Here is a 25,512-nt window from a genome sequence, read left to right as displayed (position 1 = left end):
TCTATCCTCGGACCCGTGAACGCTTCTCCTCAGTCGGTCGTCTCCACCGACCCCTACGCCGCCGCCCAGGCCGCCGCCGAGCGCCTGCGCGAGCTGACCGGTGCCGAGCGGCACGACGTCGCCCTGGTGATGGGCTCCGGCTGGGTGCCGGCCGCCGACGCCCTGGGCGAGACCGTGGCCGAGTTCCCGGTCACCGACCTGCCCGGCTTCCCCGCGCCCGCCGTCGCCGGCCACGCCGGCAAGATCCGCTCGGTGAAGATCGGCGACAAGCGCGCCCTGATCTTCCTCGGCCGCAACCACTACTACGAGGGCCACGGCGTGGCCACCGTCGTCCACGGCGTGCGCACCGCCGCCGCGGCCGGCTGCGGCATCGTCGTGCTGACCAACGGCTGCGGCGGTCTGCGCCAGGGCTGGACCCCGGGTCAGCCGGTCCTGATCAGCGACCACATCAACCTGACCGCGGACTCCCCGATCGTCGGCGCCAACTTCGTCGACCTCACGGACCTGTACTCCAAGCGCCTGCGCACGCTGTGCCGCGAGGTCGACCCGACGCTGGACGAGGCCGTCTACGTCCAGTTCCGCGGCCCGCACTACGAGACCCCGGCCGAGGTCAACATGGCCCGGGTGATCGGCGGCGAGCTGGTCGGCATGTCCACCACGCTGGAGGCCATCGCCGCCCGCGAGGCCGGTTCCGAGGTGCTCGGCATCTCCCTGGTCACCAACCTGGCCGCCGGTATGACCGGCGAGCCGCTCAACCACGAAGAGGTGCTGGAGGCCGGCAAGGCCTCCGCCGAGCGCATGGGCGAGCTGCTGGCGAAGGTCCTTGAGCGGATCTGACGCCCACCAGGCGCAGAATCATGAGTGACGGGGCCCGCGGGCGGTCGTGATCCGCTGATCACACCCGCCTGCGGGCCCCGTCCGCATGTGCACACCTCTTCTCCCTTCGCGCGGAACCATCCGGCCGACACACCGACGCACTTCCCGATGGAGCAGGCACTATGACGCAGGCACCCACCACCGACCTCCTCGCCCGGGCCCGGACCTGGCTGGCCGAGGACCCCGACCCGCAGACCCGCGAGGAGCTCGGCGCGCTGCTGGCCCGCGCCGAGGGCCCGGAGGCCGAGTCGGACAGCAAGCTCGCCTGGGCGGAGCTGGCCGAGCGCTTCGCCGACCGCCTCCAGTTCGGCACCGCCGGCCTGCGCGGCGAACTCGGCGCCGGCCCGATGCGGATGAACCGCGCCGTGGTGATCCGGGCCGCCGCCGGCCTGGTCTCCTACGTCAAGCAGCAGGGCCTGGGCGACCTCGTCGTCATCGGCTACGACGCCCGCCACAAGTCGTACGACTTCGCCCGCGACACCGCCGCCGTGGTGGTCGGCGCCGGCCTGCGCGCCGCGCTGCTGCCGCGCCCGCTGCCGACCCCGGTGCTCGCGTTCGCCGTCCGCCACCTGGGCGCGGCCGCCGGCGTCACCGTCACGGCCAGCCACAACCCGCCGCAGGACAACGGCTACAAGGTCTACCTGGGCGACGGCTCGCAGATCGTCCCGCCGGCCGACGCCGGGATCGCCGCCGAGATCGACGCGATCGGTTCGCTGGACGACGTCCCGCGCGCCGAGGACGGCTGGGAGGTGCTCGGCGAGGACGTCGTCGAGGCCTACCTGGCCCGCGCCGTGTCCATCGTGGACCCGCACAGCCCGCGCGATCTCGACGTCGTCTACACCCCGATGCACGGCGTCGGCCGCGACACCCTGGTCGCCGCCTTCCGGCAGGCCGGCTTCCCCGCGCCCACCGTCGTCGCCGAGCAGGCCGAGCCCGACCCGGACTTCCCGACCGTGGTCTTCCCCAACCCGGAGGAGCCGGGGGCGATGGACCTCGCCTTCCGCACCGCCGCCTCGGTCGGCCCGGACATCGTGATCGCCAACGACCCGGACGCCGACCGCTGCGCGGTGGCCGTGCCCACCAACGGCAACGCGGCCGGCAGCGGCAGCGACGCCGTCGGCTGGCGGATGCTGCGCGGCGACGAGGTCGGCGCGCTGCTCGGATCGGCCCTGGTCGCGAAGAAGGCCGAGGGCACCTTCGCCACCACCATCGTCTCCGCGACGCTGCTCGGCCGGATCGCCGAGGCGGCGGGCCTGGGCTACGCCGAGACGCTGACCGGCTTCAAGTGGATCTCCCGCGCCGAGGGCCTGCGCTACGGCTACGAGGAGGCGCTCGGCTACTGCGTCGACCCGCAGGGCGTCCGCGACAAGGACGGCATCACCGCCGCCCTGCTGGTCGCCGAGCTCGCCGCCACCCTCAAGAAGTCCGGCCGCACCCTGTCCGACCTGCTGGACGACCTGGCGCTGGAGCACGGCCTGCACGCCACCGACCAGCTGTCCGTCCGGGTCCAGGACCTCTCGCTGATCGCCGACGCCATGCGCCGCCTGCGCGAGCAGCCGCCGACCGTCCTGGCCGGCCTGACCGTCACCCGCGCCGACGACCTCGCGGCCGGCTCGGCCGAGCTGCCGCCCACCGACGGCCTGCGCTACTACCTGGCGGGCGGGGCCGTCCGCTCGGCCCGCATCGTGGTCCGCCCCTCCGGCACCGAACCCAAGATCAAGTGCTACCTGGAGGTCGTCCTCCCGGTCGGCTCGGCCGCCGACCTCGCCGCCACCCGGGAGCGCGCCGCCGGCCTCCTCGCCGGCATCAAGCAGGACCTCGCCGCAGCCGCCGGCATCTGATCGCGGCACACGCGAACGGGCCCACCGGTCGACCGACCGGCGGGCCCGTCGTCGTACGGGGGTGCGGGCTCAGGCCGCGATGACCGCGACCAGCGCCACCAGGCCGACCAGGGCGGGGGCGATCACCCACCAGCACCAGCGCACCTCGATCGGGCCGGCGGCCTCGGGCCGGCGGGCGTTGCGCTCGGCCATCTGCGTCAGCACGTCGGTCACCTGGTCGGACCAGGCGCGGGTGGGGTCCGGGGAGCCCTGGACGACCGGGTTGGTCCGGCTCGCGAGGCCCATCCCCAGTCCGGTCCGGGAGGCGTGCTCGGCGTTGCTGCGGCTCTGGGCGCGGTTCGCGCGCTTGCGCTGGCGCAGCGACACCGGCACCGCCCAGACCTGGTACTTCTTGTCGCCCGCGAGCAGTTCGACCGAGTACCCGGCGCGCAGCGCGTCCACCGAGGCCCACGGCGCGGTGATGGTCCGCCACGGGTTGCGCACCACCAGCCGGCTGCTCGACGCGCGCACCACCGGGCGCAGCGTGTAGGCGATCACCGGGAAGGCGAACACCGGGAGGGCGGCGAGGGCGACGTACGGGGTCTTCCCGGTACCGGTCACCGCCGCGTCGCCGATCAGCCAGGTGGCGAGGGCGAGCAGGAACACGCCGGAGATCACGCCGGGGACGGAGCGGTACACGCGGTCCGCGTACTCGGGTTCCCCGTCGGGGGCGGCCGGGCCCCGGTGGGGCGTACCGTCGGAATCGGTCATGGCGTCGATTCTGCCCCATGCCCCTTGCGCCGAGGTCTCGGTCCGGCCACGAAAGGTGGCCGCTCTGGCGCACTACTACGCGCGTAGATATGCTGGTCTGGTGACTATGTCCACTGTTGCAGCCAATGCCCTCGGCGTTGCGGGCAGCGGCCTTCAGGACGTTGCGGCGTCCGAGGCCTCGCTCCGCCGCTTTCTGCACGGCCTGCCCGGCGTCGACCAGGTCGGCCTGGAGGCGCGTGCCGCCACCCTCGGTACCCGCTCGATCAAGACCACGGCGAAGGCGTACGCCATCGACCTGGCGATCTCCATGATCGACCTGACCACGCTGGAAGGCGCGGACACGGTCGGCAAGGTGCGCGCGCTGTGCGCGAAGGGCAGGACCCCCGACCCGACCGACCCGAGCACCCCGCGCGTCGCCGCCATCTGTGTCTACCCGGACATGGTCGCCACCGCGAAGGACGCCCTGCGGGGCACCGACATCCAGGTCGCCTCGGTGGCCACCGCCTTCCCGGCCGGCCGTGCCGCCCTCCCGGTCAAGCTCGCCGACACCGCCGACGCGGTCGCCGCGGGCGCCGACGAGATCGACATGGTGATCGACCGCGGCGCCTTCCTCTCGGGCCGCTACTTCGACGTCTACAACGAGATCGTCGCCGTCAAGGAGGCGTGCAAGCGCGCCGACGGCAGCTACGCCCACCTCAAGGTGATCTTCGAGACCGGCGAGCTGCAGACCTACGACAACGTCCGCCGGGTCTCCTGGCTGGCGATGCTGGCCGGCGCCGACTTCATCAAGACCTCCACCGGCAAGGTCGCCGTCAACGCGACCCCGCCGGTCACCCTGCTGATGCTGGAGGCGGTCCGCGACTTCCGCGCGGCCACCGGCGTCCAGGTCGGCGTGAAGCCCGCGGGCGGCATCAAGACCACCAAGGACGCGATGAAGTACCTGGTGATGGTCAACGAGACGCTCGGCGACGACTGGCTGACCCCGCATTGGTTCCGCTTCGGCGCCTCCAGCCTGCTCAACGACCTGCTGATGCAGCGCCAGAAGCTGGCCACCGGCCGCTACTCCGGCCCCGACTACGTGACGGTGGACTGATCACCATGGCCAAGAAGAAGAACATCGAGGAGCCCACGGCCAAGCCCGCCGGCGGCCTCTTCACGTACGCTCCGGCCCCCGAGTCCCCCGCCGCCGCGGGCGACATCGCCACCTCCTACGGCCACTTCATCGGCGGCGAGTTCGTCGACTCCTCCGGCAGCGAGGCCCTGAAGACCGTCAACCCGGCCACCGAGCAGGTGCTCGCCGAGTTCGCCCAGGGCACCGACGAGGACGTGGACCGCGCGGTCGCCGCCGCCCGCAAGGCCTTCGCCGACTGGTCGGCGCTGCCGGGCAGCGAGCGTGCCAAGTACCTCTTCCGGATCGCCCGGATCATCCAGGAGCGCGGCCGCGAGCTGGCCGTGCTGGAGTCGATCGACAACGGCAAGCCGATCCGCGAGACCCGCGACTTCGACATCCCGACCGTCGCCGCCTGGTTCTTCTACTACGCGGGCTGGGCGGACAAGCTGGACTACGCGGGCTTCGGCCGCAACCCGCGCCCGCTGGGCGTGGCCGGTCAGGTCATCCCGTGGAACTTCCCGCTGATGATGCTGGCCTGGAAGATCGCGCCCGCGCTGGCGACCGGCAACACGGTCGTCCTGAAGCCGGCCGAGACCACCCCGCTGACCGCGCTGCGCTTCGCCGAGATCTGCCGCCAGGCCGGTCTGCCGAAGGGCGTCGTCAACATCGTCACCGGTGACGGCCGCACCGGCGCCGCGCTGACCGCCCACCCGGACGTCAACAAGGTCGCCTTCACCGGCTCCACCCCGGTCGGCCGGGCGATCGCCAAGCAGCTGGCCGGCAGCCGCAAGAAGCTGTCGCTGGAGCTGGGCGGCAAGGCCGCCAACATCGTCTTCGACGACGCGCCGATCGACCAGGCGGTCGAGGGCATCGTCAACGGCATCTTCTTCAACCAGGGCCACGTCTGCTGCGCGGGCTCGCGCCTGCTGGTCCAGGAGTCGATCCAGGACGAGCTGCTGGACGCCCTGAAGCGCCGGATGTCCACCCTGCGGGTCGGCGACCCGCTGGACAAGAACACCGACATCGGCGCCATCAACTCGGCCGCGCAGCTGGCCCGGATCACCGAGCTGACCGACGCCGGCGAGGCCGAGGGCGCGGACCGCTGGTCCCCCGAGTGCGAACTCCCGGGCAACGGCTTCTGGTTCAAGCCGACCATCTTCACCGGCGTCAGCCAGGCCCACCGGATCGCCCAGGAGGAGATCTTCGGCCCGGTCCTGTCGGTGCTGTCCTTCCGCACCCCCGAGGAAGCGGTCGCGAAGGCCAACAACACCCCGTTCGGCCTCTCCGCCGGCATCTGGACGGAGAAGGGCTCGCGCATCCTCTGGACGGCGAACCGGCTCAAGGCCGGTGTGGTCTGGGCCAACACCTTCAACAAGTTCGACCCGACCTCGCCGTTCGGCGGCTACAAGGAGTCGGGCTACGGCCGCGAGGGTGGCCGCCACGGTCTGGAGCCCTACCTGAATGTCGAGGCCTGAGATGTCTGACACGACCTTCGCGCGTCTTGACGTCCTCAAGACCTACAAGCTGTACGTCGGCGGGAAGTTCCCGCGGTCCGAGAGCGGGCGGGTGTACGAGGTGACGGACTCGAAGGGCGACTGGCTCGCCAACGCCCCGCTGGGCACCCGCAAGGACACCCGGGACGCCGTCCTGGCCGCCCGCGCCGCGGTCAAGGGCTGGGCCGGCACCACCGCGTACAACCGCGGCCAGGTGCTGTACCGGGTGGCCGAGATGCTGCAGGGCCGCCGCGAGCAGTTCGCCGCCGAGGTCGCCCTCTCCGAGGGCATCGGCCCGAAGAAGGCCGCCGCGCTGGTGGACGCCGCGATCGACCGCTGGGTCTGGTACGCGGGCTGGACCGACAAGGTCGCCCAGATCTCGGGCGGCGCCAACCCGGTCGCCGGTCCGTACTTCAACCTGTCGACCCCGGAGCCGACCGGCGTGGTCGGGATCGTCGCGCCGCAGGCCGGCTACGGGCACTCGCTGCTCGGCCTGGTCTCGGTGATCGCCCCGGCGATCGCCACCGGCAACACGGTCGTGGTCGCGGCCGCCGCGGACGCCCCGCTGCCCGCGCTGTCGCTGGGCGAGGTGCTCGCCACCTCGGACGTCCCGGGCGGCGTGGTCAACATCATCTCGGGCCGGACCGCCGACATCGCCCCGACCCTGGCCTCGCACCAGGACGTCAACGCGCTGGACCTCACCGGGGCCATCGCCTCCGACGGCCCCGGCGCGGCGCAGGCGCTGGAAGCGTCCGCCGCGGATACCCTGAAGCGGGTGGTCCGTCCGGAGCTGGACCCGTTCGCCCAGGACTGGACCAATGCGCCCGGTACGGACCGGCTACTCTCCTTCCTGGAGACGAAGACGGTCTGGCACCCGATGGGTATCTGACCCACCCCGCCCCTCGGGGCGACAACTCCACAGACTGGCCGTCCCCAGTGCCCTCTCCCCCCCAGGGCCCGGACGGTCATTGGACGGACCCGCGCCTCTCCCCCCCTGGCGCGGGTCCGTCGGTGTTCCGGCACCCCTCCACCGCCGTTCCGTCGACTTTCGTCACCCGCGCCGCCGACTTTCGGCGCTCCCGCGCACCCGTCCGGTCCGGCGAGGATCGCGGTGACGGGGCGATCGAGGGGGGCGCATGGGCGAGTTCATCGGCGAGCTGACGGCACTGTTCGCGGACGGCCTGTACCGCAGGTACCACGTGGCCCGCACCACGCGCCGGCTGGCCGCCGGGCGGCCGGTCCGGGTGCCCTGCTCGGCGCGGACCGGCCGACGGACCGAGTACGTCAACGGCACCCTGCACCTCACGCCCGGGGCCGGCACCGCAGCCTTCGTCCCGCGCGGCGCCGACCGGCTCGAACTGCCCACCGGGGGAACCTTCCACGAGCCCGAGCCCGACACCTGGCACAGCCAGGACTGGGCCGCCACCGCCTATCTGCCGCCCGGCGCCGCGGACCCGGTCCACCTCCAGGTCGACAGCCGCTACCTGCCGGTGGTCCACGTCGCCCTCGCCGACCCGAAGTCGCAGCAGAAGGTCTGAACCGACCGGTTTCGGCAACGGGCCGGGATGCGTCAGACTGGTGTCCCGTGAGTGACTCCCCCATGAACCCCGCACCGTCCGCGCATGCCCGGGTGATCCTGCTCTCCGGACCCTCCGGGTCGGGGAAGTCCTCGCTCGCCGAGCGCAGCGGACTGCCCGTGCTCCAGCTCGACGACTTCTACAAGGACGGGGACGACCCCACGCTGCCGCGGCTGCCGGACGGCGCCGTCGACTGGGACTCCCCGCTGGCCTGGCACCGCGACCAGGCCGTCGCCGCCATCCGCGCCCTGTACGAGCACGGCCGCACGGACGTCCCGGTGTACTCGATCCCGGACAACGGCCGGGTCGGCACCCGCACCCTGGACCTGGACGGCGCCGGCGCCTTCATCGCGGAGGGCATCTTCGCCGCCGAGATCACCACCGAGTGTGCCGAGGAAGGCCTGCTCGGCGACGCCCTGTGCCTGCGCAACGGCGCGCTCACCACGGCCTGGCGCCGGCTGCGCCGGGACGTCCGGGAGGGCCGCAAGTCGCTGCCGGTGCTGCTGCGCCGCGGCTTCCGGCTGATGCGGGCCGAGCGGTCCATCGTCGGGCGGCAGGTCGCCCTCGGCTCGCACGCCTGCGCCGGACCGGAGGCCGAGCGGAGGATCCGCACCGCGGCCCGGCCGGCCGAGCTCTCCGCCGCCTGAGCCGGCCCGCAGCCGCCGCGGCGGCACGGACAGCACGACGACGGGCCCGGTGCGTCTCCCCCGCACCGGGCCCGTCGCCTTTCCGAACGGTCCTCGGCTCCCCCACGGACATGCTCCCCCGAGCCGCTGTCCCCGGACCGTGACCGTCCGATTCCCGTCCCCCGACGGGAGTCCTCGTTACGCGACCAGCTCGCCGAACGCCCGGACGGTGTCGCCCGACTTGTTCAGGTGCTCGTCGTCGCGCAGCCGGCGCAGGGCGCGCCAGATGCTGCTCTTGACGGTGCCGACGCTGATCCCCAGCACGTCGGCGATCTCCGGGTCCGTCTTGCCCTCGTAGTACCGCAGCACCAGCATGGTCCGCTGGTTCTCCGGCAGCTTCGCCAGCGCCTGCCAGAGCACGGTGCGCAGCTCGGTGCCGCCCATCGCGTCGGTGTCGCCGGCCGTCTCCGGCAGCTCCTCGGTCGGGTACTCGTTGACCTTGCGGCGCCGCCAGGCGGAGATGTGCAGGTTGGTCATGGTGCGGCGGAGGTAACCCCCGACCGCGGCCTTGTCGGTGATCCGGCCCCAGGCCCGGTAGGTGCTGAAGAGCGCGCTCTGCAGCAGGTCCTCGGCCTCGTAGCGGTCACCGGTGAGGTGGTACGCCGTGGCGTACAGGGAGGCGCGGCGCTCGCGCACGTACGCGGTGAACTCCGTGATGTGGTCCTCCGCGGCGGCCGAGTGCTCCCCCTGCGCGCCTCCCTGTCCGGCCTCGGTGGTGCGGGCCGCGGCGGGGTTCAACCGCAGCAGCGTCGCACCGGCGGCCTCGCGACCTGCCGACTCCCCCGAGCCGACCGTCCGCAGACCGTTCCCCCCGGCCCCCCGGTTCCCCCCGGGGGCCTCCTTGCCCTCGACGCGGACGGGGAGGATCCCCCGCAGCGTCAGGGTGGTGCCGGAGTCGACCGAACTCCCCAGTCGGCCGATCCCGTACAGCTCCCCCGTCCTGCCTCCGCCGCTCACCCGGCGGGCGACAGGGTTTCCACCGGTGCTGTGCGCGCACCCCCGTACGGTCACGGCACCGGAGTTCTCGTCGGTCCTGACCTCGTACCGGGTCCGGTGGGTGGTCGCTGACGAACGCGCGGTGCGGACAGCCGGGTTGGTCCGGGTCTGAAGCATGGCGGTCATCGTGCGCCCCCTTGGATCGGTACGAGCGGTTCCGGTAGCCGCCCTCCAGCCGGCCTTCCGGCCCGCTGTCCTGCGGCGACATGGAAAATCCTGCCCGCCGGTTGTGATGGCGCTGTCCGCCGACTGTCACAGGGGTGTCACAGGCGGGGGCCTTTCGTCCCGGTCCGCCTCCCTCCGTACCGGACGCCGGTGGCGGTCCTTCCGGTTCCCGTACGGTCCGTGAGCGGTCCGGGGGGTGATTCGGGGCTGCGGGTGGGCCAAAATGGGGCCGTGCCTTTCCTCCTACTCATCGAGGACGACGACGCCATCCGGACCGGCCTCGAACTCGCCCTCACCCGCCAGGGCCACCGCGTGGCCACCGCCGCCTCCGGCGAGGACGGTCTGAGGCTCTTCAAGGAGCAGCGGCCCGACCTGATCGTGCTGGACGTCATGTTGCCCGGGATCGACGGCTTCGAGGTGTGCCGCCGGATCCGGCGCACCGACCAGCTGCCGATCATCCTGCTGACCGCACGCTCGGACGACATCGACGTGGTGGTGGGCCTGGAGTCCGGCGCCGACGACTACGTGGTCAAACCGGTGCAGCCGCGCGTGCTGGACGCCCGGATCCGGGCGGTGCTGCGGCGCGGCGAGCGGGAGAGCTCGGACTCCTCCGCGTACGGCAGCGTGGTGATCGACCGCGCGGCGATGACCGTCACCAAGGACGGACAGGACCTCCAGCTCACCCCGACCGAGCTGCGACTGCTGCTGGAGCTCAGCCGCCGCCCCGGGCAGGCGCTCTCCCGCCAGCAGCTGCTGCGGCTGGTCTGGGAGCACGACTACCTCGGCGACTCGCGCCTGGTGGACGCCTGCGTGCAGCGGCTGCGGGCCAAGGTCGAGGACGTGCCGTCCGCGCCGACGCTGATCCGCACCGTGCGCGGGGTGGGCTACCGGCTGGACCCGCCGGCCTGAGCCCTCCCCTGCCCCTGCCCTCCGACCGCTGACCTCCCGTACCACGACAGGCTCTTGTGACTGACCATCAGACGACTGCCCGGCGTTTCCCGGCGGGCCGGTGGCGACGGCTGCGCTCCCTGCGCGTTCGGCTGATCGCGGTGTTCGCGGCGGTCGCGCTGCTCGCCGCCGTTTCGGCCTCCGGCATCGCGTACTGGCTGAACCGCGACGCGGTGCTCAAGCGTGCCCAGGACACCGCGCTGAACGACTTCCGGGTCTCGCTCAGCCGCAACGTCTCCGAGCTGCCGCTGAACGCGGCCTGCCCGGAGCTGGCCACGCTGGCCTCCAACGTGGCCAGCTCCGGCCTCAGTTACGACGTCGTGGTGGTCGACCCGGCGCACCCGGAGTGCCCCGCGGCCTCCTCCGATCCGACGCGCTTCACGCTGGCCGACGTGCCGGCCGCGCTGCAGTCCACGGTCGCCAAGCCGCGCGAGGTCACCGAGAGCAACCCGTACCCGTACCACCTGTACTGGCAGCGGCAGAACCTGGAGGGCCGGCCGTTCGTGATCGGCGGCACCAAGGTGGTGCCGAACGGCCCGACGGCGTACATGTTCAAGTCGTTGGAGAACGAGCGGGCCGACCTGAACACCCTGGGCTGGTCGCTGGCGATCGCCACCCTGCTCGCACTGATCGGCTCGGCGCTGCTCGCCCAGGCCGCCTCGGCCACCGTGCTGCGGCCGGTCAAGCGGCTCGGCGACGCGGCCCGGCGGCTCGGCGAGGGGCACCTGGACACCCGGCTCGAAGTCGACGGCGCCGACGAACTCGCCGATCTGGCGCGGACCTTCAACCGGACCGCGGAGCAGCTCCACGAGCAGGTCGAGGAGCTGAGCGCGCGCGAGGCGCAGAGCCGGCGGTTCGTGGCCGACATGTCGCACGAGCTGCGCACCCCGCTGACCGCGATGACCGCCGTCACCGACATCCTGGAGGACGAGGCCGAATCGCTGGACCCGATGATCGAGCCGGCCGTCCGGCTGGTGGTCAGCGAGACCCGGCGGCTGTCCGACCTGGTGGAGAACCTGATGGAGGTGACCCGCTTCGACGCCGGCACCGCCAAGCTGGTCGCCGACGAGATGGACATCTCCGACCTGATCATGTCCTGCATCGACGGGCGTGCCTGGTACGACGCGGTCGAGGTGGACGCCCCGCGCGGCATCCTGGCCGTGGTCGACCCGCGCCGACTCGACGTGGTCTTCGCCAACCTGATCGGCAACGCGCTCAAGCACGGCGGCTCGCCGGTGCGGGTCAGGGTCCGGCAGTCCGAGGACTCGGTGGTGGTCGAGGTCAGCGACAGCGGCCCGGGCATCCCGGAGGACGTGCTGCCGCACGTCTTCGACCGCTTCTACAAGGCGGACCGGGGGCGGGCCCGCTCGGAGGGCAGCGGCCTGGGGCTGTCGATCGCGATGGCCAACGCGCAGATTCACGGGGGGACGATCACGGCGGCGAACGGGGAGGTCGGCGCGGTGTTCACCCTGACACTGCCGCTGACGCCACCGCCTCCGCCGTCCGCGGGCGGGGCCGAGGACGGCCCCGCGCGCGACGCCGTCGAGGACAAGGACGCCACGTGACCGCCCCCACCCGCACCGCCCTGCGCCGCACCGCCGGCGCACTGCTCCTGCTCGCGCTGGCTTCCGGCTGCGGCATCCGGCCGACCGCCGTACCGGTCGACGCCGGCGCCCCGGCCAGCCGGACGGCGTGCCCGACCACCCCGCACATACCCACCGCGCTGGCCACCCCGCCCGGCCCCGCACCGGCCGTGACCGCGGCCCGCGGCGCCGCCAAGGGCGCCGCGAGCCCGAGCCCGTCGCCCACGCCGGTGGTGCCCGGCAGCCCGCCGCCGGACAACGCGTTCAGCGCGGTGCCGACGGCCGCGCCCTGCAAGTAGCGGAGGGCGGCGGGGGCGCGTTCGGGAATGTTCACGCCCGACGTGGAACCGCCGTGCCACCGGCTCACGTCCTTCCCCCCGTGCAGCGACATGGCACCAGGACACGCGAGGAGCGTTCCGGCGCGGGGACCGAGAGCAGCCCGGCGGCGGCCGTCCACCGTTCCCTCCGGCTGGCCGGACTGACGGGCCTGGCCCTGTACCTGGCGCTGGTGCTCTGGGTGGTGCTGAGACCGCTTCCGGTGGCGTGGGTGTACGACGCCAACCTGACGCCGCTGGCCTCGCTGCGCTCCTCCACCGGCTGGCAGGTGGTCGGCGAGCTGCTGCTGCTGGCCCCGCTCGGTGTCCTGCTGCCGCTGGCCGGCGGGCGCCTGCGGGCCCCCTGGCTGCCGTCCTTCCTGCGCACCACCGGCGTCTCCGCGCTGCTGGCGACCGGGCTGGAGTTCCTGTCCTCCTGGACGCCGGGGCACGTCCTCAACGTGGACCACATCCTGTTCGCCGTGATCGGTGTGGCCACCACGCACGTCGCGCTGGTCCCCGGCCTGCGGCACCTGCTGCGGGAGCGTCGGCCGCGGGCGCCCCGGGTGTCCGTCCTGGCCGTCCCGCCGGTGACCGCCGTCGGCCGGGTGGCCGCCGTCGCGCCCGCCCCCCGGCCGTCCGTCGCGCGTCCGCGCGCCTACGCGGAGCCGACGCCGCCCGTCCGCTGAACCGGCGCCACCCGACCGCCCACCTCGACCAGCCCGCCCGGGCGCAACCCGGTCAGCAGCTGCGAGCCCCGGCCCTGGGTCACGGTCAGCGCCCGGCCGAGCCGCGCGGTCAGCAGCAGGGCGGCCGCCCCGGTCGCCTCGTCCTCGTCGATCCCGTCGCCGCGCCCGGGGAAGGCCCGCGCCCGGACGGTGCCGGCCGCCTCGTCCTGCCAGGCCCAGGCGTAGATCCACTCCCCCGGCGGGGGCACCTCCAGCGCCTCCACCTCGGCCACCGATCCGTACTGCCGCAGCGTCCGCGGCGGGGCCCACTGCGGCCGGGCCTCGATCCGGGTCACCCCGTCCGCGCGCCGCACGCCCACCACGCCGGCGGCCGTGACCAGCCGGTCCACCCCGAGCAGCCAGGCGGCGCCCACGCACGGGTGGCCGGCGAACGGCAGACGCAGCGTCGGGGTGAAGATGTCGATCTCCCCGCGCTCCGGGTCGTCGACGAACACCGTCTCACTGAAGCCGAGTTCGTGCGCGATCCGCTGCCGGTCGGCGCGCTCCGGGACGGCGGCGCCGTCCCGCACCACACCGAGCTCGTTCCCGTACCGGCCGTCAGGTCCGCAAAAGACCCGCAGCACCTCATACTCAGTCATTTCCCACCTCGTCAATTGCCGCTTCGGCAGAGCGCAACGACACCGTGACGTAAAGGCCGCGACGAATGTCAGCCGCCTCCAGTACTGTGCGCTCTCGTCCCCAAACGGTTCCGCCGTTGTTTCTTCCCTCCCACAGGAAACCCCCCGTGAACAATCTCGACTTCAGCGCCGAACCGCTGTTCTCCTGGTACGTCGTCCTGCTGGCGCTCAGCGGCGTCCTCATGCTGCTCCTCGGGGCCTTCGCCGGCGGGCTGAAGGTCGGCCTGCGGATCCTCAACGTCGTGGTCGCCCTCGGTTTCCTGGGGTACGCCTACTACCTCGCGTTCGTCTTCGAGGGCGGCACGTACTACATCTTCTTCAAGGTGTTCATCCTGCCGGTCGCGCTGATCGCCGGTTCCGTGAAGGCGATCGTCGAGCGCAGCAACGCCAAGAACCACCCGGCCCCGCAGGCCGCCGCGTTCAACCCGAACGCCCCGCAGGCGCCGTACAACCCGAACGCGCCGCAGGCCCCGTTCAACCCCAACGCCCCGCAGGCCCCGTTCAACCCCAACGCCCCGCAGCCGGGCGCGCCGTACCAGCCGGGCGTCCCGCCGCAGCCGGTGGCGGACAACCCGTACGCGCAGCCCGCGCCGCCGGCCCAGCCGCCGCACCCGGCCGGCTGATCCGGACGCACCCGTCGTACGAACGTCGGAAGGCCCGTCCGTCACCGCTCTGCAGCGGGTGACGGACGGGCCTTCCGGCGTCCGCGGGGTCGCTCCCCGGTGCCGCCCGTGGGCGTCCCTACCCGTTCCTGCGGCGGCGCGCCACGACCAGGGTGCCCACGCCGAGGGCTATCGCGACCGCACCGGTGATCGCCATCGGCGCGGAGCTGGGGCCGCCGCCGGTGGAGGCCAGCCGGGTCTCCGGGGTCGGTGCCGCGGGGGTGACCACCTGCGGGAGGCCGGCCGCCGGGCTCGGCGCCGCGCTGGTGGTCTGGACGACCGGGACGACCGCGACGGCGGACGGCGCCGACGCGGTCGGCGTCGGGGTGGCCGACACGGTGGGCACCGGCGTCGCGGTGGAGCCCGCCGCGGCCACGATCGTGAAGTCGGCCTTCGGGCTGGACGCCTCGTTCCCGCTCTCGCCCTCGCCGGGCAGGCTGCCCGCGAGGGCCGCCAGGGACTGGGCCATGGCCGGGGTGTCCCTGGTGAAGGACAGCCGGACGTCGATCGTCCGGGTCTCGCCCTTCGCCAGCGCCATCACGTCGGCGCTCCTGTCACCGGTGCGCAGCCCCAGGTAGAGCCAGCCGGGGTGCTCCGAGCTGCCGGCCGGGGTCCCCTCCAGCCAGGCCCCGCCGGCCGTCCTGAACTCGAACCCGACGGTCTCGGAGGGGAGCTCGGTCGCCCCCCGGAAGACGATCGCGGGCAGGATGCGGAGGTCCTTGCCGCTGGTGTTGGCGAAGACCAGCCTGAACGCCTTCGCCTCGCCACCCGCCGTGAAGGCGGCGGGCACGCCGTCGAGCCTGACGTCCGCCGTGGCGGCGGGCCTGGGCGCCGCGGTCGTCGGCGTGACCGCCGGGGCGATGACCAGGTCCGAGAAGCCGATCGCGGAGGAGACCCGCTGCTCCGGCGGCAGGGCGGGGTCCGAGACGACGGCGCTGAACCCGGGCGTCACCCGGCCCGCCGGGGTGTCGGCGGCGACGGTGAGCCGCAGCCGGTAGACGGCCTCGGTACCGGGCGCCAGGTGCAGCTGGGCGGGCTGGTCGAGGTCCCAGAGGCCGCCGCTGTTCGTGGCCCGCACCTTGGCGTCCTGCCACTGCGTGCCGCCGGGCGACCGGTACTGCAGCGTGAACTGGCTCGGCTTCGTGGCGGTACCGGTGTCGCCGATGACGACGGAGGACGCGGGCACGTCCATCTGGTGGTCGGCGGTGTTCCTGAGCGTCACGGTGAACTCCACCGGCGCGCCGCCCGCCTTGACGGTGCCGGGCAGGCCGCCGAGGGCGACGGTGACCGGCGAGGGCTGGGCCTGGGCGCCCTGGGTGGCCGCGACGGCCCCCGGGGCGGCGAGGACGGCCGGGGCCTCGACGACGGCCAGGCCGGAGGCCAGGGTGACGGCGGCGGTCGCGGCCAGGAAGCTGCGCTGTGGAATGCGCAATGTCAACCTCACGAGAGAATTCGGACAGAGCCCAACAGAACGTGAAATCGCTTGCGTGAGAGGCCATTTCCTGGCGATGGCGCGCCGATGTTCCGCCCCCCGGCCAACAGCGACTGCGGCATCATATCGATCCCATTCCACGCGCCCGCGGCGGGAGGTCACGGGGCATTCGGCCCGGGCCGGAGGGCGGTGGTCCTCAGGGTCACCCTGAGGACGACCCCGACGTCCGGCTACGCCTCCCCGGTGAACGTTCGGGGTGCGGAATCACCTGCCGGGCGGAGGCTTTCGCGCCGGCGACGGCGGAGCATGGAAGTACGCCCGCCGGACCGGCCGGACCGGGTCGCACCGTGCGGACCAGATCAGGAGTACACCATGAGCGCGCGCCTTGCCCGTCCCCGCCACAACCGCGTCATCGCCGGCGTCTGCGCCGGGATCGCCGCCCGCTTCGGGCTGACCCCGTGGACCGTCCGGCTGATCTTCCTGCTGTCCTGCCTGCTGCCCGGCCCGCAGTTCCTGCTCTACCTCGCCCTCTGGCTGCTCCTCCCCCAGGAGCCGTGAGCCGTCGGCCGCGAGCGTGAGCCGTGAGCCGTCACGGCGGAACGCGGACGGGCCGCCCGCCCCGGTGCTCCGGGGCGGGCGGCCCGTCCGTGTGTCGGCGCCTGCGGAATCAGCCGCCCAGGCCCGGCAGGCCCGGAAGGGCGCCGGTCAGCCCGCCGAGGGGGGTCTTGTCGAGACCCGGGACGGAGGGCACGGCGGCGCGCTGCTGGGTGACGCCGGCGAGCGGGGCCTCGGCGGCCGGGGCGGCGTGGCCGACGCTCGGGGCGAGGGTGCCCAGCGTGCCGGTGACCTTGTCGCCGCCCGGCAGCTTGGCGGCGGTGTCGGTGACCGCCCCGGTCACCGCGGGGTTCGTCACCGCGCCGGTGGGCAGCCCGAGGCCGCCGGGCGCCGGGGCGGCGTCGGCGGAGGCGGTGCCGGCGCCGACCGCCGCGATGGCGATGCCGAGCGCCGCGGTGCCGGCGGCCTTGAGAGCCTGCTTCATGGTTCGTCCCCTTGGGTCCTCGTCGGAGGCCGACGACGCGTACGGCTTCCGGCGGACGGGAGGCCGCCACCGTGCCTGGTCGGCAATGACTGGCACACCGTAGTGAGCCGGTCGCGCAAGAACCAAGGAGCGTTCACTCACCCGAGTGAGTAGTCGGATGAACGCCAACTTCCTTGTGGAAGAAGGCCGTTCATCCGACCGAAAGGAGCGCGTCAGCGCTACGGCTCAGTTGCCGCCGGTGCCCGCGCTGAACAGCCACTCGGCCTTCAGCTCGGCGTAGCCGGGCTTGATCACGTCGCTGATCATCGCCAGTCGCTCGTCGAAGGGCAGGAACGCGGACTTCATGGCGTTCACGGTGAACCACTCCATGTCGCCCAGGGTGTAGCCGAAGGCCTCGACCAGGTGCCCGAACTCCTGGCTCATGCTGGTGCCGCTCATGAGCCGGTTGTCGGTGTTCACCGTGACCCGGAACTTCAGCCGGCTGAGCAGCCCGATCGGGTGCTCGGCGTACGAGGTGGCCGCCGCGGTCTGGAGGTTGGAGGTGGGGCACATCTCCAGCGGGATGCGCTTGTCGCGCACGTACGCGGCCAGTCGGCCGAGCTCGACGCTGCCGTCCTCGTTCACCGTGATGTCGTCGACGATCCGCACGCCGTGGCCGAGCCGGTCGGCGCCGCAGCACTGCAGGGCCTCCCAGATCGACGGCAGGCCGAAGGCCTCGCCCGCGTGGATGGTGAAGTGGTTGTTCTCGCCCTTGAGGTAGTCGAAGGCGGCCTGGTGGCGGGTGGGGGGGTAGCCGGCCTCGGCACCGGCGATGTCGAAGCCGACGACGCCCGAGTCCCGGTGGCGGTTGGCCAGTTCGGCGATCTCCTGCGAGCGGGCGGCGTGCCGCATCGCGGTGATCAGGGTGCCGATGCGGATCCGGTGGCCGGCCTCGCGGGCGTTGGCCTCGCCCAGGCGGAAGCCCTCCTGGACGGCCTCGACGACCTCGTCGAGGGTCAGGCCGCCCTCCAGGTGCTGTTCGGGGGCGTACCGGACCTCGGCGTACACGACGCCGTCGGCGGCGAGGTCCTCGGCGCAGTCGGCGGCGACCTTGATCAGGGCCTCGCGGGTCTGCATCACGGCGCAGGTGTGCGCGAAGGTCTCCAGGTAGCGGACCAGCGAGCCGGAGTCGGCGGCCTCGCGGAACCACTCACCGAGTTCCTTGACGTCGGTGGTGGGGAGCCCCTCGTAGCCGACGGCGGCGGCCAGCTCGACGACGGTCTCCGGACGCAGCCCGCCGTCCAGGTGGTCGTGCAGCAGGACCTTGGGCGCGCGGCGGATCTGGTCGGCGGTGGGGATGCGCGGGCCGGTGCCCGCGGTGGTGACGGGGATCTGCTTCTCCATTGCGGAAATATAGCCCCTACGCGCGTAGACCCACCACTGTGAACACCACCGAATGGTCCAAACTCCGCCCGGAATTCCACCGACCGGTCCATAGGATCCGCCAAACCGCCCTGGCCGTTCCGGAATACCGCGACGGCGGTTTCAGTCGTGCTGGAGCAGCCGTCCGCGCCGGGACAGCACGAAGTCCCGGAACGCCTTCGCCGGCGGCGTCAGCGGCCGCCCCGCCGCCCAGGCCAGCCCGACCGCCCGCCGGGGGCGCGGCGCCGTCACCTCCAGCTCCACCACCCCGGGCCGCGGCACCAGGGCCGGCGGCAGCAGCGCCACCCCGAGCCCGGCCGCCACCAGCCCGCGCAGCGTCTCGGCCTCCTCCCCCTCGAACGCCAGCCGGGGGACGAACCCGGCCTCCGCGCAGAAGCCGTCCGTGATCGCGCGCAGCCCGTACCCCTGCTCCAGCCCGACGAACGGCTCCTCGGCCACCTCCGCCAGCCGGATCCGCCGGCGCCCGGCCAGCCGGTGGTCCGCCGGGACGACCAGGTGCAGGCGCTGCTCGTCCAACGGGCGGGCGGTGAACGCCGGTTCCTCCGGCAGCGGCGCCACCAGGCAGAGGTCCAGCTCACCGGCCCGCAGCCGCTCCAGCATCGCCCCGCCGTAGTCCTGCACCAGCTGGAACCGCACCCGGGGGTGCGCCGCGCGGAAGCCGCGCAGCAGCGCCGGAACCGCGTCCGGCCCCATCGTGTGCAGGAAGCCGAAGGCGACCAGCCCCGCCTCCGGGTCCGCCTCCGCCCTGGCCGCCTGCGCGCCCCGCTCGACCTCGGCCAGCGCCCGCTCCACCGAGGCCAGCAGCAGCCGGCCCGCCCTGGTCAGCCGGACCGTACGGCCCTGACGGGCCAGCAGCTCCACCCCCAGCTCCTCCTCCAGGCGCGCCACCGCGCGCGACAGCGTCGGCTGCGGCACCCCGAGCACCGCGGCCGCCTGCGTCACGTGCTCCAGCCGGGCCACCGCCGCGAACTGCGCCAGCCGGGGCGCCAGCAGGACGGCCGGCTCGTCCGGCCCCAACTCGGCCGCCCGGTACCGCTGCTCCCCGCCGTCCACCGGCTCCGGCCCGGCCATCCCGTCACCACCTCGACACCTCGACTCATACGCCAGTGCATCGATCATGCCTGCTTCATGCATTGGACGCATCAACGACACCAGGCCTACGGTCAACGGCATGCAGCCCTCAAGTACCAGGGCATCCGTGCCCGCCCCGGATGCCCCCGCCACCGCCACCGCCCCGGACGACCGCCTCCGCCCCGGACGGCCCGCCTTCCGCCGCGCCAACCTCGCCCTGTTCGCCGCCGGGGTCGCGACCTTCGTCCTGCTCTACTCCACCCAGGGCCTGCTGCCGGTCCTCTCGGCCGACCTCGACCTCACCCCCGGCCAGGCCAGCTGGACGGCCTCCGCCGCCACCCTCGGCCTCGCCCTCGGACTGCTCCCGGCGAGCGCGCTCTCCGACAGGTACGGCCGCACCGCCGTGATGACGGCCTCCACCCTCGCCGCCTCCGTCCTCGCCCTCGCCCTGCCCTTCGCACCGGACCTGACCACCCTCGTCGTCCTGCGGGTCCTCCAGGGCGCCGCCCTCGCCGGGCTCCCGGCCACCGCCATGGCCTACCTCGCCGAGGAGGTCCACCCCAGCGCCCTGGCCTCCGCGATGGGCCTGTACGTGGCCGGCAACAGCATCGGCGGCATGGGCGGCCGGCTGCTCTCCGGCTGGACCGCCGCCGCCCTCGGCTGGCGCTGGGGCCTCGCCGCCTCCGCCGTCCTCGCCCTGCTCGCCACGCTCGTGTTCCGGCTGCTGATCCCCGCCGCCCGGCACTTCACCCCCGCCCCGGTGGACGCCCGCGCGCTCGCCCGCACCGTCGGACGGCACCTGCGCAACCCGCTGCTGGTCCGGCTGTACGCGCTCGGGATGCTGTTCATGGCCGTGTTCGGCGCGGTCTACAACACCGTCGGCTACCGGCTGATCTCCGCGCCGTTCCACCTGCCCGAATCGATCGCCGCCTCGATCTTCGTGGTCTACCTGGTCGGCACCGGCACCTCCGCCGCGGCCGGCCGCCTCTCCGGCCGGCTGGGCCGCCGCGGCGCCCTGTACGTCGCCATCGGTGTCACCGCGGCCGGCCTGCTGCTCTCCCTCGCCGACTCCCTGCTCTGCGCGCTGCTCGGCCTGGTCCTGATCACCGCGGGCTTCTTCGCCGGCCACGCCACCGCCTCCTCGGCGGTCGGCCGCACCGCCACCGAGGGCCGCGCCCAGGCCTCCGCGCTCTACCTGATCGCCTACTACCTCGGCAACAGCCTCGGCGGCACCCTCGGCGCCGACGCCTACCACGCCACCGGCTGGCCCGGCGCCGCCGCCGTCGGCCTCACCGCCATGACCCTCGCCACCACCGTCACCCTCTACGCCACCCGCCGGGCCCGTACCACGACGCGAGCGGTCGCGGACGCTTGACAGCGGCCGTCGATAGACTCCGGAGCATGAGCACCGATCCTGCTGCGTACGCCCGGCTCCGCGAGATCGCGGATCAACTGCCGAAGGTGCCGGGGATAGGGAAGGTCGAGATCGCCGGCGGCGAGATCGTCATGATGATGTCGCCGGTCATGCGGCACGAGCTCGCGGTGTTGCGCATCGCCCGTCAGCTCAACGCCCAGTTGCCGACCACACATCCGGGCCACATCGCCTACCACGGTGCCGATCTGGAGGATGCCGGACTCGGCAGGCTGCGCAACCCGGACCTGATGGTCTTCCCTGAAGCACTTCTGGAGAGTGAACAGTCCGCGGTGCTCCCCCACGACGTACTCCTGGCCGTGGAGGTCGTCTCCAAGTCGAACCCCGAGAACGACTACCGCGACAAGGTCCGGGACTATTCGGCGATGGGCATCCCCTACTACCTGATCGTCGACCCCCGCACGGGCACCGGAGTCCTGTACTCGGACCTCGACTACTGCTCCCGTGAGAAGTTCGTCTTCGGCGACAAGGTCACCATCGGTCCTTGGGCACTCGACACCAGTGGTCTGCTCACGTACGCCTGATCCGGCGTACGTGAGCAGACCTCACGCCGCTCAGGCGATGCGGTCCAGCACGATCGGGTTCGGGGTGAACGCCGTGCCCTCGGGGGCGACGGTGATGCCGCCGGCCAGGGCCTCGATGGCGTAGTCGTAGCGCTCCGGGGTGTCGGTGTGGAGGGTCAGCAGGGGCTGGCCGGCCACGACGGTGTCACCCGGCTTGGCGTGCATCTCGACGCCGGCCCCGGCCTGCACCGGGTCCTCCTTGCGGGCGCGGCCGGCGCCCAGGCGCCAGGCGCAGACGCCGACGGCGTACGCGTCGAGCTCGGTGAGCACGCCGGAGGCCGGCGCGGGGATGACGTGCTGCTCGCGGGCGACCGGGAGCGGGGCGTCCACGTCGCCGCCCTGGGCGGCGATCATGCGGCGCCAGTGGTCCATCGCGGAGCCGTCGCGCAGCGCGTCCGCCGGGTCCTTGCCGTGCACGCCGGCCGCGGCGAGCATCTCGCGGGCGAGCGCGAGGGTCAGCTCCACGACGTCGGCCGGGCCGCCGCCGGCCAGCACCTCGACCGACTCGCGGACCTCCAGCGCGTTTCCGGCGGTGAGGCCGAGCGGGGTGGACATGTCGGTGAGCAGCGCGACGGTGTTGACCCCGGCGGTGGTGCCCAGGCCCACCATGGTGCGGGCGAGTTCGCGGGCGTCGTCGATGTTCTTCATGAACGCGCCGGAGCCGACCTTGACGTCCAGGACGAGCGCGCCGGTGCCCTCGGCGATCTTCTTGGACATGATCGAGGAGGCGATCAGCGGGATCGCCTCGACGGTGCCGGTGACGTCGCGCAGCGCGTACAGCTTCTTGTCGGCCGGGGCGAGGCCGTCGCCGGCCGCGCAGATGACCGCGCCCGCGTCGCGCAGCACGTCCATCATCTCGTCGTTGGACAGCAGGGCGCGCCAGCCGGGGATGGACTCCAGCTTGTCCAGGGTGCCGCCGGTGTGGCCGAGGCCGCGGCCGGAGAGCTGCGGGACGGCGGCGCCGCAGGCGGCGACCAGCGGGGCGAGCGGGAGGGTGATCTTGTCGCCGACGCCGCCCGTGGAGTGCTTGTCGCTGGTGGGCAGCGGCAGCGAGGAGAAGTCCATCCGGACGCCGGAGCGGATCATGGCGTCGGTCCAGCGGCTGATCTCGCGCGGCTGCATGCCGTTCAGCAGGATCGCCATGGCCAGGGCGGACATCTGCTCGTCGGCGACCTCGCCGCGGGTGTAGGCGTCGATGACCCAGTCGATCTGAGCGTCGCTCAGCTCTCCGCGGTCGCGCTTGGTCCTGATGACGGAGATGGCGTCCATGCGTGCTCCAAGAGGGGTTTCAGAAAGGCATGAAATGCGAAGAGTGCCGCGAGATGACCGGGTTCCGGCCCACTCGCGACACTCTACGCGCGTAACAAACAGAGAGGCTAGAGCCGCTCCGGCCCGAACGCGTCGGGCAGGACCTCGCTCATCGGCTTGACGCCCGAGGCCAGCTCGACCAGCAGGTCCGGTCCGCCGTGCTCGTACAGCAGCTGGCGGCAGCGCCCGCACGGCATCAGCAGCTCACCGGCACCGTCCACGCAGGTGAACGCGGTCAGCCGCCCGCCGCCGGTGGCGTGCAGCGCGGACACCAGCCCGCACTCGGCGCACAGCCCGAGCCCGTACGAGGCGTTCTCGACGTTGCAGCCGGTGACCACCCGACCGTCGTCCACCAGCGCGGCCGCACCGACCGGGAACTTGCTGTACGGGGCGTACGCGTGGCCCATCGCCTCGCGCGCCGCCTCGCGCAGCCGCTCCCAGTCGATCACGGGGGCGGTCACTTGCCCTGGCCCTTGCGGTAGATCTGGCCGTCGGCCTTCGGCGGGCGCAGGCGCTGCGAGGCCAGCGAGAGCACCACCAGGGTGATCACGTACGGCGTGGCGACGATCAGCGGACGCTGCACCTCGTCGGTCAGCGAGTACCAGGCGATCATGCCGCCGGCGACGACGAGCGAGATCACCGTCGAGACGTACTTGCGCCGGTAGAGCTGCCACAGGGCGAGCAGCACCATCGCGATGCCCACGGTCAGGAGCAGCACGTGCACCGAACCCGGGTCGCGCAGCTGGAGGCTGTCGGTGAAGCCGAACAGGCCGGCGCCCATGGCGAGACCGCCGGGCATCCAGTTGCCGAAGATCATCGCGGCGAGACCGATGAAGCCTCGGCCGAGGGTCTGGCCGTCCTTGTAGAAGTGCGCGGCGACCAGCGAGAGGTACGCACCGCCGAGGCCCGCGAAGGCGCCGGAGGCGATGACCGCGATGTACTTGTACTTGTAGACGTTGACGCCCAGCGACTCGGCGGCGGTCGGGTTCTCACCGCAGGAGCGCAGTCGCAGGCCGAACACCGTGCGCCAGAGCACGAAGTAGGTGACCACGATCAGCGCGGCGGCCAGGACGACGACCACAGAGATGTTGGTGACCAGGCCGGCGAGCACGCCCGCGACGTCCGAGACGAAGAACCAGTGGTGGGCCTCGATGTCCTTCAGGCCCGAGGACAGCCCCGGAACCGTGATGTAGGGCAGCGGGTCCGCCGGCGGGGACTGGTTCTGGCCGGCGCCGACCGAGACGTAGTCCTTGTAGTAGATCCGGTTGACGTACGCGCAGATGCCGGGGATCAGCAGGTTGATGCCGACGCCGGAGACGATGTGGTCGACGCCGAACGTGACGGTGATGATCGCGTGCAGCAGACCGCCGAGCGCGCCGCCCGCCATGCCGGCCAGCAGGCCGACCCACGGGTTGACGAGGTAGCCGACCCAGGCGCCGCAGAAGGTGCCGGCGACCATCATGCCTTCGAGGCCGATGTTGACCACACCGGCCCGCTCGGACCAGAGACCGCCGAGACCGGCCATGCCGATCGGCACGGCGGCGCTGAGCGCGGCGGTGACCTGACCGGAGGAGGTCAGCGAGTGGTTGCCGGTGGCCATGCCCACGGCGGAGAACAGCACCAGGGCGCCCGCGATCAGCAGCAGGACGACCGGCCAGGACAGCTTGTGCTTCTTCGCAGGCGCGCCGGGCGCCTTGGGACGAGCAGCGGTAGCCGTGCTCACGCCGACACCTCCTTCTTCTCAGCGGCCGCGAGCTGGGCGGCGAGCTGCTCGCCGACCCGCTTCTGCTGGCGGGTCAGGCCGTAGCGGCGCACCAGCTCGTACGCGACGACGACGCAGATGACGATGGTGCCCTCCATGACCGAGACGATCTCGGACGGGAAGCCGCCCTGGAGCGGCAGCTGGGAGCCGGTGGCGTCCAGGAAGGCGAACAGCAGCGCCGCGAAGGCCATGCCGATCGGGCTGTTGCGGCCCAGCAGGGCGATCGAGATGCCCAGGAAGCCCAGGCCGGGCTGGAAGGTCTGCCCGTAGTAGAAGGAGTTCTGCAGCAGCTCGGGCAGGCCGATCAGACCGGCGATCGCACCGGAGACCACCATCGAGATGATGATCATGCGCTTGACGTTCACGCCGGACGCGGTCGCGGCGGACTCCGAGCGGCCGGTGGCGCGCAGGTCGAAGCCGAAGCGGGTGCGGGTCAGCACGAACTGGAAGAGCACACCGACCAGGACGGCGATGAAGATGAAGCCCCAGAGCGGGCCGCCGTCCGTCTGGATCGCGAAGAAGTGGCTCGACTGCGAGATCGGCTCGGTCTGGATCGAGTTGCTGGTGCCGCTCACCTTCGGCGCGAAGACGCCCGGGACGAGCAGCAGACCGACGATCGCGATCGCGATGGCGTTCAGCATGATGGTCGAGATGACCTCGCTGACGCCGCGGAAGACCTTCAGCAGACCGGCGATGCTCGCGTACAGGCCGCCGACCAGCATGGCGGTGACCAGCAGCAGCGGGATCTGGATGAAGGCCGGCAGGTCGACCTGCGCGCCGATGTAGGCCGCGAACAGCGCCGCGACCTTGTACTGGCCCTCGACGCCGATGTTGAACAGGTTCATCCGGAACCCGAACGCGGCGGCCGCGGCGGCCAGGTAGTAGGTGGTGGAGCGGTTGAGAATCAGCACCTGGCCGTCCGACTTGGTGGCGAACGTGATCATCACGTTCCACGCGTCGAACGGGTTCTTGCCCGAGGTCGCCAGCAGGACGGAGCAGATCGCGACGGAGAGCAGGACCGCGAGCACCGGCGCCGCCAGTGCGAGCACGATCCGCTCACCGCTGATCCGCTGCGCCAGGCTGGGCTTGGCAGCAGGGTTGGGACTGGTCATGTG

Annotated in this window: 26 protein-coding genes; 15 read left to right on the top strand and 11 right to left on the bottom strand. The window is 72.7% G+C overall.

Annotation, left to right across the window (positions count from 1 at the left end; genetic code table 11):
• Positions 1–15 precede the first annotated feature (15 nt).
• Both ACZ7KX_RS08890 and ACZ7KX_RS08885 read left to right on the top strand, forming a co-directional pair.
• Positions 16–837, top strand: a complete 822-nt coding sequence (locus ACZ7KX_RS08890; RefSeq protein ID WP_470325890.1) for a purine-nucleoside phosphorylase — start codon at positions 16–18, stop codon at positions 835–837.
• Positions 838–998: 161 nt separating this feature from the next.
• The gene (locus tag ACZ7KX_RS08885) at positions 999–2,717 is read left to right on the top strand and encodes a phospho-sugar mutase (RefSeq protein WP_470325889.1); all 1,719 of its coding nucleotides are present in this window, start codon (positions 999–1,001) and stop codon (positions 2,715–2,717) included.
• A gap of 69 nt (positions 2,718–2,786) precedes the next feature.
• Here the strand turns inward: ACZ7KX_RS08885 and ACZ7KX_RS08880 are convergent, their stop codons facing one another.
• Positions 2,787–3,467, bottom strand: coding sequence for a PH domain-containing protein (locus tag ACZ7KX_RS08880; RefSeq protein ID WP_350520012.1), 681 nt, complete (start codon positions 3,465–3,467; stop codon positions 2,787–2,789).
• Between the two features lie 106 nt (positions 3,468–3,573).
• Between ACZ7KX_RS08880 and deoC the strand changes: the two genes are divergently transcribed.
• The 5 genes from deoC to ACZ7KX_RS08855 all read left to right on the top strand — a co-directional run bounded on the left by deoC (position 3,574) and on the right by ACZ7KX_RS08855 (position 8,295).
• The gene (deoC, locus tag ACZ7KX_RS08875) at positions 3,574–4,560 is read left to right on the top strand and encodes a deoxyribose-phosphate aldolase (RefSeq protein ID WP_350520098.1); all 987 of its coding nucleotides are present in this window, start codon (positions 3,574–3,576) and stop codon (positions 4,558–4,560) included.
• 5 nt (positions 4,561–4,565) lie between these two features.
• Positions 4,566–6,053: an aldehyde dehydrogenase family protein gene (locus ACZ7KX_RS08870; RefSeq protein ID WP_470325888.1), complete on the top strand. Its 1,488-nt coding sequence runs from the start codon at positions 4,566–4,568 to the stop codon at positions 6,051–6,053.
• Between the two features lies 1 nt (position 6,054).
• Positions 6,055–6,960 carry an aldehyde dehydrogenase family protein gene (locus tag ACZ7KX_RS08865; protein ID WP_470325887.1) on the top strand — a complete coding sequence of 302 codons (906 nt, stop codon included), beginning with the start codon at positions 6,055–6,057 and terminating at the stop codon, positions 6,958–6,960.
• Positions 6,961–7,207: 247 nt separating this feature from the next.
• On the top strand, positions 7,208–7,609 hold the full coding sequence (locus ACZ7KX_RS08860; RefSeq protein WP_470325886.1) for a hypothetical protein: 402 nt from the start codon (positions 7,208–7,210) through the stop codon (positions 7,607–7,609).
• Between the two features lie 47 nt (positions 7,610–7,656).
• Entirely contained in the window at positions 7,657–8,295 is a 639-nt protein-coding gene (locus tag ACZ7KX_RS08855; protein ID WP_470325885.1) for an ATP-binding protein, read from the top strand.
• A gap of 177 nt (positions 8,296–8,472) precedes the next feature.
• Here ACZ7KX_RS08855 and ACZ7KX_RS08850 read toward each other — a convergent pair whose 3' ends face one another.
• The gene (locus tag ACZ7KX_RS08850; RefSeq protein WP_470325928.1) at positions 8,473–9,447 is read right to left on the bottom strand and encodes a SigE family RNA polymerase sigma factor; all 975 of its coding nucleotides are present in this window, start codon (positions 9,445–9,447) and stop codon (positions 8,473–8,475) included.
• Between the two features lie 279 nt (positions 9,448–9,726).
• Between ACZ7KX_RS08850 and ACZ7KX_RS08845 the strand changes: the two genes are divergently transcribed.
• From ACZ7KX_RS08845 to ACZ7KX_RS08830, 4 genes are all read left to right on the top strand, one after another.
• Positions 9,727–10,404, top strand: coding sequence for a response regulator transcription factor (locus tag ACZ7KX_RS08845; protein ID WP_030257458.1), 678 nt, complete (start codon positions 9,727–9,729; stop codon positions 10,402–10,404).
• A 56-nt stretch (positions 10,405–10,460) separates the two neighbouring features.
• A complete protein-coding gene (locus ACZ7KX_RS08840; protein WP_470325884.1) occupies positions 10,461–12,008 on the top strand; it encodes an ATP-binding protein in 1,548 nt (515 codons plus the stop codon).
• Complete coding sequence (locus ACZ7KX_RS08835; protein WP_470325883.1) at positions 12,005–12,325, top strand: hypothetical protein; 321 nt, start codon at positions 12,005–12,007, stop codon at positions 12,323–12,325. The genes ACZ7KX_RS08840 and ACZ7KX_RS08835 overlap by 4 nt, the downstream gene beginning before the upstream one ends.
• Positions 12,326–12,405: 80 nt before the next feature.
• Positions 12,406–13,029 carry a VanZ family protein gene (locus tag ACZ7KX_RS08830; protein ID WP_470325882.1) on the top strand — a complete coding sequence of 208 codons (624 nt, stop codon included), beginning with the start codon at positions 12,406–12,408 and terminating at the stop codon, positions 13,027–13,029.
• On the opposite strand, the gene ACZ7KX_RS08825 is transcribed toward ACZ7KX_RS08830, so the two are convergent.
• Complete coding sequence (locus ACZ7KX_RS08825) at positions 12,999–13,667, bottom strand: PhzF family phenazine biosynthesis protein (RefSeq protein WP_402803179.1); 669 nt, start codon at positions 13,665–13,667, stop codon at positions 12,999–13,001. The genes ACZ7KX_RS08830 and ACZ7KX_RS08825 overlap by 31 nt on opposite strands.
• 146 nt (positions 13,668–13,813) lie before the next feature.
• Between ACZ7KX_RS08825 and ACZ7KX_RS08820 the strand changes: the two genes are divergently transcribed.
• On the top strand, positions 13,814–14,329 hold the full coding sequence (locus ACZ7KX_RS08820; protein ID WP_470325881.1) for a hypothetical protein: 516 nt from the start codon (positions 13,814–13,816) through the stop codon (positions 14,327–14,329).
• 118 nt (positions 14,330–14,447) lie between these two features.
• Here ACZ7KX_RS08820 and ACZ7KX_RS08815 read toward each other — a convergent pair whose 3' ends face one another.
• Complete coding sequence (locus ACZ7KX_RS08815; protein ID WP_470325880.1) at positions 14,448–15,812, bottom strand: hypothetical protein; 1,365 nt, start codon at positions 15,810–15,812, stop codon at positions 14,448–14,450.
• A 360-nt stretch (positions 15,813–16,172) separates the two neighbouring features.
• On the opposite strand from ACZ7KX_RS08815, the gene ACZ7KX_RS08810 reads away from it, so the two are divergent.
• A complete protein-coding gene (locus ACZ7KX_RS08810; RefSeq protein WP_360495264.1) occupies positions 16,173–16,358 on the top strand; it encodes a PspC domain-containing protein in 186 nt (61 codons plus the stop codon).
• Between the two features lie 109 nt (positions 16,359–16,467).
• Here ACZ7KX_RS08810 and ACZ7KX_RS08805 read toward each other — a convergent pair whose 3' ends face one another.
• From ACZ7KX_RS08805 to ACZ7KX_RS08795, 3 genes are all read right to left on the bottom strand, one after another.
• Positions 16,468–16,839 carry an ATP-binding protein gene (locus ACZ7KX_RS08805; RefSeq protein ID WP_396551859.1) on the bottom strand — a complete coding sequence of 124 codons (372 nt, stop codon included), beginning with the start codon at positions 16,837–16,839 and terminating at the stop codon, positions 16,468–16,470.
• Between the two features lie 225 nt (positions 16,840–17,064).
• Positions 17,065–18,222 (bottom strand): adenosine deaminase, encoded by a 1,158-nt coding sequence (locus ACZ7KX_RS08800; protein ID WP_470325879.1) that lies wholly within the window; start codon positions 18,220–18,222, stop codon positions 17,065–17,067.
• Between the two features lie 141 nt (positions 18,223–18,363).
• The gene (locus tag ACZ7KX_RS08795) at positions 18,364–19,332 is read right to left on the bottom strand and encodes a LysR family transcriptional regulator (RefSeq protein WP_470325878.1); all 969 of its coding nucleotides are present in this window, start codon (positions 19,330–19,332) and stop codon (positions 18,364–18,366) included.
• Between the two features lie 100 nt (positions 19,333–19,432).
• On the opposite strand from ACZ7KX_RS08795, the gene ACZ7KX_RS08790 reads away from it, so the two are divergent.
• Together ACZ7KX_RS08790 and ACZ7KX_RS08785 are read left to right on the top strand one after the other, a co-directional pair.
• Positions 19,433–20,707 (top strand): MFS transporter, encoded by a 1,275-nt coding sequence (locus ACZ7KX_RS08790; protein ID WP_470325877.1) that lies wholly within the window; start codon positions 19,433–19,435, stop codon positions 20,705–20,707.
• A gap of 26 nt (positions 20,708–20,733) precedes the next feature.
• Entirely contained in the window at positions 20,734–21,288 is a 555-nt protein-coding gene (locus tag ACZ7KX_RS08785) for a Uma2 family endonuclease (protein ID WP_470325876.1), read from the top strand.
• A 30-nt stretch (positions 21,289–21,318) separates the two neighbouring features.
• On the opposite strand, the gene ACZ7KX_RS08780 is transcribed toward ACZ7KX_RS08785, so the two are convergent.
• The 4 genes from ACZ7KX_RS08780 to ACZ7KX_RS08765 form a co-directional block, all read right to left on the bottom strand.
• On the bottom strand, positions 21,319–22,596 hold the full coding sequence (locus ACZ7KX_RS08780) for a thymidine phosphorylase (RefSeq protein ID WP_396551863.1): 1,278 nt from the start codon (positions 22,594–22,596) through the stop codon (positions 21,319–21,321).
• A 107-nt stretch (positions 22,597–22,703) separates the two neighbouring features.
• On the bottom strand, positions 22,704–23,096 hold the full coding sequence (locus ACZ7KX_RS08775; RefSeq protein WP_470325875.1) for a cytidine deaminase: 393 nt from the start codon (positions 23,094–23,096) through the stop codon (positions 22,704–22,706).
• Entirely contained in the window at positions 23,093–24,358 is a 1,266-nt protein-coding gene (locus tag ACZ7KX_RS08770; protein ID WP_470325874.1) for an ABC transporter permease, read from the bottom strand. Before ACZ7KX_RS08770 ends, ACZ7KX_RS08775 begins: the two co-directional genes overlap by 4 nt.
• Complete coding sequence (locus ACZ7KX_RS08765; RefSeq protein WP_470325873.1) at positions 24,355–25,509, bottom strand: ABC transporter permease; 1,155 nt, start codon at positions 25,507–25,509, stop codon at positions 24,355–24,357. Before ACZ7KX_RS08765 ends, ACZ7KX_RS08770 begins: the two co-directional genes overlap by 4 nt.
• Between the last annotated feature and the right edge of the window lie 3 nt (positions 25,510–25,512).

The organism is Kitasatospora sp. NPDC038210, from assembly GCF_055600605.1.
Note: the sequence above shows the minus strand (reverse complement) of the source record. Positions and strands in the feature narration are given on the sequence as shown.